The 14,629-nt window shown below is 62.0% G+C and carries 7 protein-coding genes; 6 read left to right on the top strand and 1 reads right to left on the bottom strand.

What is annotated here, in order from left to right:
- Window positions 1-128 precede the first annotated feature (128 nt).
- On the bottom strand, window positions 129-884 hold the full coding sequence (locus BST28_RS13905) for a DUF3800 domain-containing protein (protein WP_083081482.1): 756 nt from the start codon (window positions 882-884) through the stop codon (window positions 129-131).
- Between the two features lie 187 nt (window positions 885-1,071).
- Between BST28_RS13905 and BST28_RS13900 the strand changes: the two genes are divergently transcribed.
- The 6 genes from BST28_RS13900 (at window position 1,072) to BST28_RS13875 (ending at window position 14,233) form a co-directional block, all read left to right on the top strand.
- The gene (locus BST28_RS13900) at window positions 1,072-1,539 is read left to right on the top strand and encodes a hypothetical protein (protein WP_083081480.1); all 468 of its coding nucleotides are present in this window, start codon (window positions 1,072-1,074) and stop codon (window positions 1,537-1,539) included.
- Between the two features lie 107 nt (window positions 1,540-1,646).
- Window positions 1,647-7,244 carry a DUF3320 domain-containing protein gene (locus BST28_RS13895; protein WP_133054301.1) on the top strand — a complete coding sequence of 1,866 codons (5,598 nt, stop codon included), beginning with the start codon at window positions 1,647-1,649 and terminating at the stop codon, window positions 7,242-7,244.
- A 173-nt stretch (window positions 7,245-7,417) separates the two neighbouring features.
- Window positions 7,418-10,771 carry a DEAD/DEAH box helicase gene (locus tag BST28_RS13890; RefSeq protein WP_165758087.1) on the top strand — a complete coding sequence of 1,118 codons (3,354 nt, stop codon included), beginning with the start codon at window positions 7,418-7,420 and terminating at the stop codon, window positions 10,769-10,771.
- Between the two features lie 11 nt (window positions 10,772-10,782).
- The gene (locus BST28_RS13885; RefSeq protein ID WP_083081474.1) at window positions 10,783-12,702 is read left to right on the top strand and encodes an AAA family ATPase; all 1,920 of its coding nucleotides are present in this window, start codon (window positions 10,783-10,785) and stop codon (window positions 12,700-12,702) included.
- A 117-nt stretch (window positions 12,703-12,819) separates the two neighbouring features.
- Window positions 12,820-13,809: a hypothetical protein gene (locus tag BST28_RS13880; protein ID WP_083081472.1), complete on the top strand. Its 990-nt coding sequence runs from the start codon at window positions 12,820-12,822 to the stop codon at window positions 13,807-13,809.
- On the top strand, window positions 13,802-14,233 hold the full coding sequence (locus BST28_RS13875; RefSeq protein ID WP_234808289.1) for a hypothetical protein: 432 nt from the start codon (window positions 13,802-13,804) through the stop codon (window positions 14,231-14,233). Before BST28_RS13880 ends, BST28_RS13875 begins: the two co-directional genes overlap by 8 nt.
- The last annotated feature ends 396 nt before the right edge of the window (window positions 14,234-14,629 follow it).

Genomic DNA, 14,629 nt, shown 5'->3' with positions numbered 1-14,629 from the left:
GGGATGGTGGTTGATGCACCGACTGTACTCAGGCCGCCTATTCGTGCATATACGTGTCTGGACGCATCGAACCGGGTATGCTGAACACTGCTAGCTGAATCGGTCGCATGGCCGGGGTAGGTTAGCCGTCAAGGGCCCCGCAAGGGGCCCCTTTCATTTGTAGGGAAAACGTATAGACCGTCGCCGCGCTGGGAGACTCGCGTTACGTGCACGGGTTTCAGCAGTTGCCACATTTCGTCGTTGCAGATGGTGGTGGTTCGACCGGTTCGCGGTAAGGCTCTCGCGGAGGCTGCATACGCCGCAAGGTCGGCGAGCTGGATGAAATAAGAATGCTGCGAATCGCGGGGGACGGGGTCTTCGATGATGAGGGGGGCAGAAACGCGCGCTCCGGCGGCCGTCCAGGTAAGTCGTCGGAATCGACGGAGAAGCTTGCGGATCGCGTCGTCCTGGCCGATGTCATGGATCACCATGATCGGCGTTCCTGACTCCTCGGTGCGCTTACGAAGGCGTTCAAGCAGATACCGCCAGGAAATGTCAAAAACGTCCAAGTCGGGTTTGGCCAGGAGGTCTTTGCGGATGACGATGGCGAAGACCCCGGAGGCGATCTGCGCTGCCGCGCGCATGTGACGCTGGTAGATGTCCCGGACCTGGCCATCGCCAAGTCCCAGTTCTCGGTAGATCTTCTTGACCCCCACCATCTGATTCGCTTTCGCCTCCTGCCGCATGGGCAACAGATAGGCGTCACGGATCTCGCGGCGCATCGTGACCAGTTGGTCAAATCTTGCGAACCAGTCGTCGACCGGTACCAAGACGCACCCCAACGTGAACGTCCGCGTACCCGCTGCACCAGTGTCTCCGGACTCATCGACGTACGCGAACTCCATCTGATGGCCCGGGTGCGCAGTGGCGACTGGAGCGGATCGAGCTGAGGTCACGGGGTTATGTTCCCGGGCGGTACCGACATGCTCGATGGGCTTGCGGTGGCTGTTCAGCGGCGCGCCAGATCGCGGCACAACCGCGATTTAGGGAGGACAATGGCGGTTAAGGGGGACGCTCGGGAAGGACGAAACGATGAGTACCTCGATTCAATCCCAAAACACCACTCGGATGTTCGCCCGGGTGGTCGGCCCGTTCTTGGCCGTCCTCTGCTTGACTGCTGCCGTGCAGGGCTCGGAGCTGTGGACGCGCCTCGCCGAGGTCGGCGACGATTGGCTCTGGTCGTGGGTGGCGGGCGCGTTCACCTTGCTGGCCGGCCTGGTGGTGATCGCCTTGCACCCGTACTGGCGCGGGGTGGCGGCGTTCAGCGTCTCCGCGCTGGGCTGGCTGACTGCGGTGAAGGGGTTCTTGCTGGTGGCGTTTCCGGCGACGGTCCTGTCGGTTCCGGCCGACTGGATGGGCGCGGTGAACCTGTGGCGGGTCGTGTACGTGGCGTTCGCGCTGCTGGGGCTGTATCTGACGTATGTCGGGTGGGCGCCGGGGGCGCGTGGGACGGCGCCGCGGGAGCACAGCGCGGAGCGGGATCTGCCGCGGGTGGCGTGACGCGTCTTGTTTTCCGTGACTCCGGGCGAAAGTGTCAGTGACCGGATCTAAGCTCGTCGATAGCGCCACCGATATCGTCGGTGAGATCTGTCCTCAAGGAGTTCACGGTGACCGATTCGGATCACGACACGCAGGCGAACCATGTGTCCAATGGCAGGCACGCCAGGTTCGAGTTCGCAGATTCCCAACTCTTGGACGAAGCTCCGCAGCCAATCGATCTCGACGCAACCACTAACTCGATTTCCCCGACGACGCAGGGCGGCGGCTTGGCGACTGTCCCCTCCGCGCTGGCACGGCAAGGCGAGGTCTCAGCCGCCCTCAAGTCATGGCGCGACGGACTTGTGGGTCTCACCCGACAAAGTGCGCTGATCAAGTTTCGTGCCTCGAAGACCTCGTCGCTGCTAATTGACGCACCACCTCCAGACCAAGCTCTCAACCTCTTGCAAACGGGGAAAGCGCAGTCAATACGTGGTGATCTTGCCCCGGAGTCCTTGGCTTCACCATCTGGCGAGTTCTACCATTCGCCTCGACCAGATGCTGAAGTCGCCGCGGTGGTCAGAAACCTGATGCGAAAGGCTTCAGCGGAATTCATTGATAGAGGCCTGTCGGTACTTTACCTTGCGTTCGGGATCCTAGATTGGTGCGACGTAGACGGTACGGAGATGGTGTCTCCGCTGCTCCTTGTCCCGGTGAAGTTGCTTCCTAATGGGCCAAAGTCAACGCCACTCATTACGGTCGGTGAAGATGACGCCGTACTGAATCCAGCGCTGGCGCTTCGGTTGAAAGAATTCGGGATTGACCTGCCCGCCATCGAGGAAATCGATAACCTGTCGGTTTCAGAGACGCTTACCGCGATACGGTCTGTGCTCGCAAACCATGACGCTTTCACCGGATGGACGCTACGCGAGACCACATACCTATCGACATTCTCCTTCACGAAGGAGGCCATGTTCAGGGATCTTCTGGATAACGAAGCCAGGATTCTCGAGCACCCCATCGTACGAGCCCTGGCAACATCCGATCCGTCGCAGCAATCGGCAGCATTTCAGTTTGATCGGCTTGAGGACGCCGATATTGACCGGGCTGCTCCTCCTGAACTCACGCCTCTCGTACTTGACGCAGATTCTTCCCAGCGGGCGGCAGTGGCTGCAGCTCTCGCAGGCAAGACGTTCGTCATGGATGGTCCACCAGGCACGGGCAAGTCGCAGACGATCGCGAACATGATTGGCGCACTCCTGCATGCGGGCAAAACCGTGCTATTCGTATCGGAAAAGATGGCGGCCCTTGAGGTCGTGCGAAATCGTCTTGCCTCGGTTGGACTCGGCTCATACTTGTTGGAACTGCACTCGCACAAGGCGAACCGCAAAGAAGTGGCAACCGAGCTACTCAACACACTCGACAACGTCGTGAAACCTCCTGTTGCGATGCCGGGTGCCACTCGGCTGGGCGTGAGGGACCGTCGCGACCAACTCAACCAATATGCGACCGCGATGAATGAGGTTCGCAAACCGCTTAACATGCCGCTACACAAGGTTTTGGGGTTGTGTGCGAATTTGGCTGCAGCGCCGATCGCGCCGGTACCCGAAACAGATCCGACTGGCTTGTCAGAGGCTGACTATGTCGGAATCCAGGAAACGCTCTCTAAACTGGTACGCGCGTGGCGGCCTGCGGTGCAGGGAAACTCCTTCCTTTGGCGTGAAGTCATTGACGACCAGTCTTTGGAAGTGCGCCTGTACCACGCAAAGTCCGCGCTTGAGGAGTTGCGCAGCACGGTTGCGCTCAACACCGAGCTGGTCGATGCTTTTTGTCTCACCAAACCGTCTGATGCGCCGCAGCTGCTGGCTCTTATCCAGCACCAGCATGGCCCGCGCCCCGCCGGGGTGATGGATCAGTGGCTCACCGCCGAAAGCACGGTGCCGCTGGATTCACTGCGGGCCGATCTAGGGCGTCAGCTTGCGCATTTGCGGGTTGCGGAGGAGACCGTGGTCAAGGTCGGGGGCGTTGCATGGACATCGTTTCCAGATCTGGCGACGATGCCACCGGAACCTCCGCCGGTAGGCGCCAGTCCTTTCCCGGTAGAAATTCACACAATGCCGGCTCGCGACTTGATGGCGACAGCTGATCGCTTCGAGGCCCAAGCGCGGATGCTGGATCAGCGACTCAACGCACTATCCGCGTTAGCCGACAGCATCGGGCTCGCGCCGCCGTCGACCTTCGCTGATGCAGATCGCTTGATGCGGCTTGTCAGGCTGCGTTCGCACAACGCTCTTCCCGACCGTCGATGGTTCACACGCTCCGGCTTGACCGAGGCGCGCGCAGCTGCTGCTGTAATGCGTGAGCGCATCAGGGCCTTGAACGAAGCGGAGGCAAAGGCGTCCCCCGTTTTCGCGCCAGAAGCGCTGAGCGCACCACTAGCCGAGTTACAAGACCGCTTCACGAATTTGCACAAGGGCCTGAAGAAGCTTTCGGGGAACTACCGAGCGGACAAGAAGACTCTCGCGGGCCTGCTGACCGACGCCGCTGAGGTGAAGACGGGTATCAGCCATCTCTCCGACGCCATCGCATGGGGTGACGCCGTCAAGGCCCTCAACACTTTCACAGCTACCGGTGGAGAGATCCTCGGGGCCCACGTTGCCGGACGAGAGACTGACTTCGAGAAACTCAACGCGGCGTTCAACGTCGCTGACGAAGTCCTCACCATTCTTGATGGCAAGGTGCCCGCACAGTTGGTGACCTACATGACCGGTACCGGCTCCAACGACGCCTATCAAACCGTCGCCGATACCGTGCGTCACGACTTCGACGAATGGAAAAGCGGCCTCCAAGTGTCTCCGGCAGCGACGGGACGTCCCGAACTCCTGATCGGGGCTATCAGAGAAGCCATCAACTGGCTAACGGCCCATGTGAGCCCGCTTCGGCGCGCCGCGGACCGCGTCGGTGCCGTCGCTGCCGTCGCTGCCGGAGGGGCTGATTCGCTTGCTGACGCCAACAACCTGCTTGCTCTCGTTGACGACGCTCAGCGCGCAGCAGTAGAGATTCGGCGAGGCGAACCCGCCTACAGGAATACATTTGGTGACCACTTCGACTTTAGCGAAACCAACCTGGAGTCACTCGATGAAGCTATGACGTGGGCGACTCACCTCCGTTACCTCGCGGGCGGACCGCTAACTACCGACCAGGTCAAGGCGATTGCCGGCTCGTCCCTCGTAGAAGCCTTGGGTCCAGCGCACGAGAAATGGGTCAACACCTGCGGCCGGGTGGTTGAAGCATTCGCGCCTAGTCGGCAACGTGAACTGATGACAGAGTTTGATGACTACAACGATGCGGTCGAACTGCTTGATGCGTTCCGTGAAGACTCTGTTGGGCAGCAGGAGTGGTTCGAATACCGACGTGCATATGCAGACCTTGCGCGGCGCGGCCTCGATGTCGCGGTCGACTTCTGCATTGAGAAGCGCCTGGCTGAGCAAGACGTCCCCAGTGTCATCAATCGTGCCCTATTGAGGGGCTGGTGCGACGCTGTCATTCAAGGGGACGAACGCCTTCGCCCTCTGCTTGCGGCCGATCGAGAAGCCTTGGTCGCTGAGTATCGTCAGCTCGACAGCGACCTGATCAAGGCGGCAACCGCAGACATCATTCTTGCTGTCAATGCTCGTCGCCCAGTCAACACGATGATCGGTGAGCCCGGGGTGATTCGCCGCGAAGGAAGCAAGCAGAGGAAGCATCTGCCAGTCCGTGAACTGATGTTGCGCGCTGGCAACGCTACGCGCAGCATCAAGCCGGTGTTCATGATGTCGCCGCTGGCGGTATCCCAGTACCTGCCACCGGAAATGGAGTTCGACATCGTCATCTTTGACGAAGCTTCGCAGGTTACTCCTGGTGATGCCATAAACTGTATCTACCGAGGCAAAGCCCTGATATTGGCCGGCGACGACAAGCAATTGCCGCCCACCTCCTTCTTCGACCGCAGTACGGACGACGACGAGGACGAAACCGACGTCAAGGACTTTCAATCGGTTCTGGAACTCGCCAAAGCCTCAGGTGCGTTCAACAATTTGGGCCTCCGGTGGCACTACCGGTCCCGCCACGAAGACCTCATCGCTTTCTCCAACTACAAGTTCTATGGGGGACAACTCGTCACTTTTCCCTCCGCACAGGCCGAAGGCGAGGACGTCGGCATCGAGTTCTTCCATGCACACGGCATGTATCGACGCGGCGGTGGGGCGTTCAACCCTATCGAAGCGGCCAAGGTCGCCGAGCGTGTCATCGAGCACTTCACTAAGCATCCCGAACTCACTCTCGGTGTGGTGACATTCTCTGTTGCTCAAGCGGATGCGGTACAGAGCGCCATAGATGAGGCTCGAGTCAGCAGGCGAGACCTCGACCGATTCTTTGATACGGATGATCGTCTCCGTGGGTTCTTCATCCGAGCACTGGAACAGGTGCAAGGCGACGAGCGCGATGTGATCATTTTCTCCATCGGTTATGGCCCGGACGAGGCGGGAAAGATATCAACCAACTTCGGTGCCTTGAACAAGGACAAGGGGTGGCGACGTCTCAACGTCGGTATCACCCGCGCTCGTCAACGTGTCGAGGTCGTCGCATCGATGCGCGCACGTGAGATTCCACCGTCGACAAACGAAAATGTTGACTACCTCCGTTCCTACCTTGAGTATGCGGAGCGAGGGCCTCAGGTGCTTGCGGTCCCGTATTCACCTAGCGGGCGCGATCCAGAATCACCGTTTGAAGAGTCCGTACTTGCAGTCATCCGCGGATGGGGCTACGTGGTTGAGCCTCAAGTGGGCGCTGCGGGATACCGGATCGATATTGGTGTTCGGCACCCCGCTTACCCCGGGATGTTCGCGATCGGAATCGAATGCGATGGCTACCAATACCACTCGGCTCCCGCGGCTCGAGACCGTGACCGCCTTCGTGAGCAGATACTGGTCGGCCTCGGTTGGAGACTCCACCGTATCTGGGGCACAGCGTGGTACCGCGATCGTCTTGCAGAAGAGGCGCGTCTACGAGCTGCCATTGAGGAAGCGATTGCTGCACCTCTTGACAACCGGAGTAAGAAGACTTTGCCCTTAGACCGACCGATCATTGAGACTGAGCAGGCCGAGATTGCCGATACCCCAAACTGGACAACCGAGTACCGGCCTGCTCCAGCGACGCCGATTCCCCATTTTGTGGATCCCGGAGAAGCAGGCAGTCACCTTCATATGGTCGAAGCGATCCAGGTTCTGGTGGAACATGAAGGGCCCGTCCATATCGAAGTCGCTCATGAACGTCTTCGGGAATGGTGGAACATCGGACGTATTGGTTCCAATATTCGCAACAACATCGACCGCGCTATCCAGAGGGCGCAGGTTGTCCGAGACGGCGACTTCCTAATGTTGCCCGGCCGGCAAGTATCAATGGTTCGCGTACCGGCAGGGAACACCGCTCGGAAGGCCGAACACGTGCATTTGGAGGAACTAGGAATGGCCGTGGTCCTTACCGTTCAAGATGTGGGCGCGGTCAGCCGGACTGAAGTTGTTCAATGTGTTGCGCGTGTATTCGGATGGACAAGAACCGGAGCAGTCGTGGAGCGTTACATCGGCGATGCCATCGATCATCTCGTTGTTGGCGGAAGGATAGCGATCAGCGGTGATGACACGCTCACACTCTCGTCGGTCCAGCAATCCTCACCGGGGATTGTTTTGTAAAGTAATACTTTTGACGCCTTTTCGGGACGAGTACGAGTGGGACGACGAATAAATGATTGACGCATGCGGAAGCTGGCGTCGAGTGCGGGCGATATCTGAAGCGGTCGGCCAAGCTCGTCGCTGGGGTTGCCATGCACCAACATAGCGAGAAGGAGTGCTCAAGGATGGCGTCGATGGTCTCATCGGCCATGGGACCTGCGCAATCATTCGGCTACCACCCCGACCCGGAACAGCTCCATGTCGCCCTCGACCGCGGTGAGTTCGCCCGGGCACTGATCCTCGACGGCCCCGTTCGCGCCCTGGCCTCGCACGTCGAGGAGTGCCGGGTTCTGGGACAACCCGAGGTCGAACTGCCCGAAGGTCTCTACTGGTTCCAGGGCGTCGACGGTGGCGCCCTGATTCTGCAGGTCGCGCTCGGCGCGCCACCCGGGGATGCGACGGTCGCGCGGCTCGACCAACTCAGCGACGACCATCCGCTGATGGCGGCCCTCGCCTGGGCGGAGAAGTTCTGGGTCGACGGCCACCCGGTCCCCACACCCCGGTTCGAGCTCAACGAGGCGGCGGTGACCCACCCCGGCGACGTCGACGTCGTGATCCGCGATCGGGTGTTTCTCGGCGGACGCTCCGGGCAGTGGTCCTACACGGTGATCGTCGAGGGCCACCAGCAGAACGTCATCGAATCCTCGCTCAAGGCCCGCCCCGAGCTCGACACTCCGCGGGCCTGGGTGACCCGCGAGCCAACACCGGCGCGCCGGTTCGGGGCGACGCTGACCCGCGCGAAATTGCAGAGCAAGTTTGCCAACACGCTGTTCTCGTTCCGGGCCACCCGCACCACCTTCCGGCCCTACCAGTTCAAGCCGGTCCTCAAGTTGTTGCAGACCGGCAAGGCCCGCATCCTGATCGCCGACGAGGTCGGCCTGGGCAAGACCATCGAGGCTGGCCTGATCTGGACCGAGCTGGAAGCGCGCCGTGAAGCCGACCGGGTGCTGATCGTCTGTCCCGCGGGCCTGGTCGGCAAGTGGAAAGAGGAGATGGACGACCGGTTCGAGTTCGACCTGACGGAACTGGACACCGCCACCCTGCGGACCTTCCTGGACAAGCACCGCCAGAACCGGCTGCCGCGCCGGCAGGCCTACATCTGCAGTATCGAACGGCTGCGGTCCTGGGAGGGCATGGACGAACTCGACGATCTGCCACCGGAATTCGACCTGGTCATCGTCGATGAGGCGCACTCGATGCGCAACCAGGACACCAAGAGCTACGCGCTGGGCACCCGCCTCACCGACTGGGCCGACAACCTGGTCTTTCTCACCGCGACACCGATCAACCTGCGTCAGGACGACCTGCTCAACCTGCTGGAGCTGCTCGCCCCGGGCGACTACGGCGACATCCGCGACCTAGAACTGCGCCTGGAACCCAACCGGATCATCAACGCCGTCGCAGCACGGTTGGTCGAGAAGGGGGTCGACGGTCGTGAGCTGTGCGCGAAGCTCGGCGAACTGAAGACCACCACGCTCGGCGGCCCCTTGATGCAGCGCCCGGACTTCGCGCTGCTCGAAGAGCTTCTCGCCAAAGGCAAGCTGGAGCCGCGCGATGTCGTTGAGGCCAAACGCTACCTGGCCGACCTCAACACGCTGTCGACCGTGATCACCCGCACCAAGAAGGTCGAAGTCGACGACCGCAAAGCCAAACGGACCTTGGACCGCCACGACGTCACCTGGACTCAAGCCGAAGCCGACTTCTACGATGAATACCTGCAGTGGTGTCAAGACCGCGCTAAAGCGATGGGGCGGCCGCTGCACTTTGCGATGCAGATGCCGCTACGGCTGGCCAGTGCGTGCCTGCCGATGGCCCGCCGCGCCGTGCTGGAGCCCAAGGCCTTCGGCGCCATCACCGACGCCGACTCCGATGCCCCCGCCGTCCGCCTGGAACCGCACGCCGGCTTGATCGCCGCTGCCCGCAACCTGCCTGCGGACGTCGACACCAAGTTCGATGACCTCCGCAAGGTGTTGCGCACGCTGCACCAGCAGGGCCGGCGTGCTCTGGTGTTCACCCACTCCCGGCCTACCTTGGCCTACCTCATGGGCCGGCTGGAGGACGAGTTCCGGGTGGCGGTCATGCATGGTGGTGTCAACCGGGAACAGCGTCGCCGCATCATGGGCGACTTCCGCGGCGGCGCATACGATTTCGTGCTCGCCAACCGCGTCGCCAGCGAGGGCCTCGACTTTGAGTTCTGCTCGGCGGTGGTCAACTACGACCTGCCGTGGAACCCGATGGAGATCGAACAGCGCATCGGCCGCATCGACCGCATCGGTCAGGTCGAAGAGGCCATGCTGGTGGTGAACTTCGTCAACGAGGCCACCATCGATGAACGCATCCTGTCGCGGCTCCTCGACCGGATCGGGATCTTCGAATCCTCCGTCGGTGCCCTGGAACCGATCATCACCGCCAACGCCCCCAAAGCGTTGGAAGCCGGTTTCGACTTCACCCTGACACCCGAGCAGCGTGAGCAGAAGATCCACGAGGTCGAAACGGCGATCGCCGAGCAGCGCGCCGGCCTGCAGGACGTCTCCGACGCGTCCAGTGCACTGCTTGTCAGCAACGACGTCGACGTCGCCGGGCTCGAAGACGAGCTGGTCCGTACCGGGCGCTACGTCGGACAACACGAGCTGGCGCAATTGCTTGACGACTGGGCGCGGGTCGACGGAGCTTCGGGAATTCGGCTCACCAAAGACCGACGGGTCGCTGAGCTTTACGGCAATCCGACCATGGCCGGCCGCGTTGAAGACCTTGCCAAAACGGCGCAGCGCACCCGGGCAGAGACCAGCAACCTGGCATCGCAGCTGCGCAGCGAGATGCCGATATCGCTGATCCTCGACCAGGAGTTGGCCCGCACCGGCGGCGGCATGCTGCTCACCGCGACCAGTCCACTGACGATGGCAGCCGCGGCAGTGCCGGGCCACCGGCAGGCCCGGTTTGCGTCGCTGCGGGTTCCGGCGTCAGCCGACGATGTCGGACCCGGTGTCTACGTTGTCGTCATGGCTAAGGCGGTGGCGGCGTCGCGCGGCGGGGATGAGATCTGGGGAGCTGCGGTGACCGATGCCGGGCGCCATGCCGGTGACGGGCCGGCGAACGCCTTGCTGGCCGCCCTCGCCGAAGGCAACCTCACCGACACCCCGTTGCCACGCATCGATCGGTTGGAGAACCTTGCCGAGCGCGCACAGAACCAACTGTATGAGCGGCATCTGCACGAGCAATCGCGCCGCAATCACGAGTTCGATGCCCTGCAGCGAACCCGGGCAATCACTTTGGATCAACAGCATCACCGCAAACTCGCTGCCATCGAGAACCGGATTGCGACCGCACGGGCGCGTGGGCGCGGGGAGCGGGCGATAGCACTGTTCGAAAGCCAGCGTCGTCGGGCGCAGGAGCGCTACGCGGCGCTGTCGGCCGAGCTGCAGAGCGAAGTCCAACCCGAAATCCGACTCGAGCCGCTCGCGGCCTGTGTCATCGAAATAGTGGCCTGACGGAGGGATTAGTGAGTACGCCCAAGGAATTGGAACTTGAAGACGAGCGCACCGCGGAGAAGCGTTACGCGACGCTGCTGCGGGAGAAGGCCAGCCGCCCACTGGCTTATCAGGGCCCGCGCAATGGTTTGTGGACCGGGACCGGTCTGCCGGCACGACGAGAGATGCCGGTCGGAGAACTGGTGGGCCGGGTGGCGCTGGCCGGACCCGACGAGTGGGTGCTTGAGGGGCAATCGGACTTCTACATCGGCAAAAAATATGCTGAGTTCGACGGGACCCTGGTTTTCAGTTGGACCGCTCCGATCGCCTGCACCTTCTATCGCGGCACCAGGCACCACAAGCTCTGCGACGAGGTTGCCGTCGTGCGCACCATGGTGCGACGCAACGGCCAGATCGTGGACTTCAGCGACGAGACGCTACGCGCCGACGCGCCTAAGCATCCATTCCGCAAGCGTGGACTGGCGATCCCCGCCCCGCCGACGATACCCAAACGGCCGCAGCCTGATGTGCCCAAACCGCTGGACCCAGTGGCCGAAGGGCTTTCGGCGGCTGCATCCGACGGCCATCATCACGCCGACCACTCACTCGCCGGAATCCGTGCGGAAGAAGCGTTGCGGGCTCAAATGCAAGCTCCGCGAACAAAGAGGTTGGATTCGGTTCTGGCCACACTGCAGCCGGACCAGTACGCGTTAGTGACGATGCCGGCGGGCGACAGCATGATCATCGAGGGCAAACCCGGCACTGGGAAAACGATCATCGCATCGCACCGCGCCGCCTACCTGGTCAACGAGGACACCCCTGCCGAAGACAGGGCTTCCGGCAATGTGCTGCTGATCGGGCCGACCGCCGGGTATTCCCAACACGTCATCGGCGTCATCAACGACCTAGCCGGCAACTCCGCACAGTTGCATGTGTTGTCGCTGCCGGAGCTGTGGCAGCACATCCTCGGCCTCAAGTACCCTCCGAAAGGCGAGATCTCGCCGACAGCACAGGATGCCAACTGGAAACTGGTGCGGTTGCTGCGGCGCGCCATCCGGCACATCCGTACGACCAACGGCGGTGCCGCACTGTCAGCCGAGCAGGTCTACGAATACATGCGCGCCAACAGCGCAGCGATCACGTCCGATCCGCAGTGGAGCACCTATCTGAGCGCGCTGCCCGCATACCGGCATGCCCTGACGCTGCGGGCCCATTCCGCGCTGCTCGCCTACATCCAGTGGGAGGTGAGCCCGCCGGCCGATCTCGCTGGTATCACCCACATCATCATCGACGAGGCACAGGACGTGACCCCGCTGGGCTGGCTGCTGCTCGACGAGATCAACATCGAGGACCGGTGGACGGTGCTGGGAGATCTCAACCAGCGCCGGTCGGACCACACCCCGGCGAATTGGCCCGAGATCTTGGACTTGATCGCGATCGAAGAAGACACCGCAACCTTCGAGCTGGCGATCGGATACCGGTCCACGCGCCCGATTTTGGAGTTTGCGACCCGACTGCTTCCTCGTGATCAGCGGGTGGTCAACGCCTTCCAGCATGAGGGGCCGGCCCCCACCGTCGAGAAGGTGCGCCCGGCCGAGCTCGGCGACGCGGTCGCAGAGCAGGTCGAGCGGCTTCTGGTCGCCTACCCATCGGGGACAGTTGCCGTCATCGGTCCGGACACCGGAGCGGTCCGACGCAGTCTCCGCTCGCGCGGGTGGGCCGGGTCCATGCATGACCTGAGCCCCTGGGAACGCGATGGCCGGGAGGTGACCGCGCTGGACCCCGACTCGGCCCGCGGCATCGAGTTCGATGCGGTGGTGGTGGTGGAGCCGGCGGACTTCAGACGGAACCGCGGGCACCAGGGGCCGCTCTACACGGCGCTGACGCGGGCGAATCGGGAGTTGGTGGTGGTGTATTCGAAGGGTCTGCCGGATGCGCTGCGGGGTAGGTGATGATCGCGATCAGTCGTATAGACACGGTTCACCAGCGCCGACGTCAACTGTTGTGCTGCTGATTCGTACCCATTAAATTCGTGCAAGTTGCACGGCCAAACGACGAATGGATGGGCTATGGTTGTGCCGTTGATTCCGCTGGCTCTTATTGCCGTCGGTGCCGTTACAGGTGGCGGCGGAGTTGCACTCGGCGGCAAGGGCGCCTGGGACATGAAAAAGGCTCGTGACCAGGTGGACGCTGCACGTAAACGCTACGAGAAGAGTCGCAGCCAGACCGCAGAAGCGGTAGAAGTGACCAATGGCCGACTTGAGGCATTGGGTGGACAGCAGCAGCGAGCATTGATCGACGTCGTCGTGCGCATGGCTGAATTCCTTCGACGCCACGAGCGACAGGTCCGTGAGAACGAGCGGCTGCTGGTGGATGGGATTGACGTCACGATCTCGCGCATGTCCGGGATTGCTGGGCTGGACGTTGACCCGATTTCATGGGCTTTAGGTGCTGTTGGATCGGTGACGACAGCCTTTGGTACGGGTGCCGGCGTATATGCCGCTGCCGGCAGCTTTGGTGCAGCGAGTACAGGTGCTGCAATCTCCGGTTTGTCTGGGGCCGCAGCTGAGAGCGCGACGGTAGCGTTCCTCGGCGGCGGAAGCGTGGCTGCGGGTGGCGGTGGAATGGCCCTGGGCGCCACCGCACTGAATTTCGTGACCGTCGGCCCGGCGTTGCTGGTCGGCGGTCTCGTTACGCAGATGCAAGGAGCGAAAGCGGCCACGAAGGCGCGGGCCGTTCAGGCGGATGTCGCGGTCGAGCTCGCGAAGCTTGATGCGTTTGCTGTTCGCCTCGATGCTGTGGATACGAGGGTCGCAGAAGTCAGTTCGGTGTTGAATGCGCTCACGAGACGCGCGACAGCTGCGCTGGATCTGCTTGAGTCGGAGCAGTTTGATCCGAAGGCACACGCCGATCGTTTTCAGCAAGCCTTGGTCCTCGCACTCTCGGTTCGTGATGTCGCAGCAGCGCCAGTGGTCGATGCGGAGGGCGACGTGCCTAATGAGAGTGCAAACATGACGGTCAAATACCGGGAGATGATCGGGGATGCCGAGGGTGAGTGAGAAGCCGCAGGTTCACGTAGCGAATGGTGTTGGTCGTGTGGGGGCGAAATTCTCCGCCTTGGACGGTTTCAATGCGTTGACCCAGATCGTGGATGTGACTCGCGAGTGCATCAAGGTCACCCAGAGCGAAAGTACGCAGCGCACAAGAATCCGCGCTTATGAGAAGACTGAGGTTGCTCGCATTAAAGCTGCCGAAGCGGTTCTCAAAGATTACTTCGAGCAGGTATTCGCCGAGCGTCGAGCGACGTTCGAAGCGTTGTTCACCCGTCTCGACCAGGCGCTCGAAGCCGGGAACGGTGAGGCCCTCAATGCAGTCGTTCGTGGCATTGTCGATATCGCCCGGACGTCGCCGCTTGCAGACCTCGGTGACCTTGGACAGATTCGTGCAGCACTCGATGATCCGGACCAGGTTTGGGATCTGTAGCCGGTCAGTGGCTGACGTTCGCGACACCCGCAGGGGCCGGTAGGTTGCACGCAAGCCCGGTGAGCTGCTGCACGATGGACCGGACCTCGGCGTACACGGGCTGTGGATCGAGGGTACCCAACGCTTCGAGGATTCTCGGGATGTCAATCCCGACACCGTAAATGCGGGCATCTGTCACCCCTGCCGCTGGCATTATCCGCAGCGCGGGTCCAGTCGTGCTGGTTGTCGAGGCATAGATCAGGCCTGCGCGTCGCGCGTACTCGCCACCGCCGAGCGCGTAGGCATACGTGAACAGCTGATAGATATCGGCAGTATCGAGGAGATATTGTCAAGACCTGTGGATCGGTGATTTTCAGGCGACCTCCGATCCGGCGGTTGCGGGCTCGCCCGTCGACG

It is taken from the genome of Mycolicibacter kumamotonensis, from assembly GCF_002086285.1.
Lineage (GTDB): Bacteria > Actinomycetota > Actinomycetes > Mycobacteriales > Mycobacteriaceae > Mycobacterium > Mycobacterium kumamotonense.
Note: the sequence above shows the minus strand (reverse complement) of the source record. Positions and strands in the feature narration are given on the sequence as shown.

Coding starts and splice junctions, on each gene's coding strand:
- BST28_RS13905 (WP_083081482.1), bottom strand. CDS start 884: ATGGAGTTCGCGTACGTCGATGAGTCCGGAGACACTGGTGCAGCGGGT.
- BST28_RS13900 (WP_083081480.1), top strand. CDS start 1,072: ATGAGTACCTCGATTCAATCCCAAAACACCACTCGGATGTTCGCCCGG.
- BST28_RS13890 (WP_165758087.1), top strand. CDS start 7,418: ATGGTCTCATCGGCCATGGGACCTGCGCAATCATTCGGCTACCACCCC.
- BST28_RS13880 (WP_083081472.1), top strand. CDS start 12,820: ATGGTTGTGCCGTTGATTCCGCTGGCTCTTATTGCCGTCGGTGCCGTT.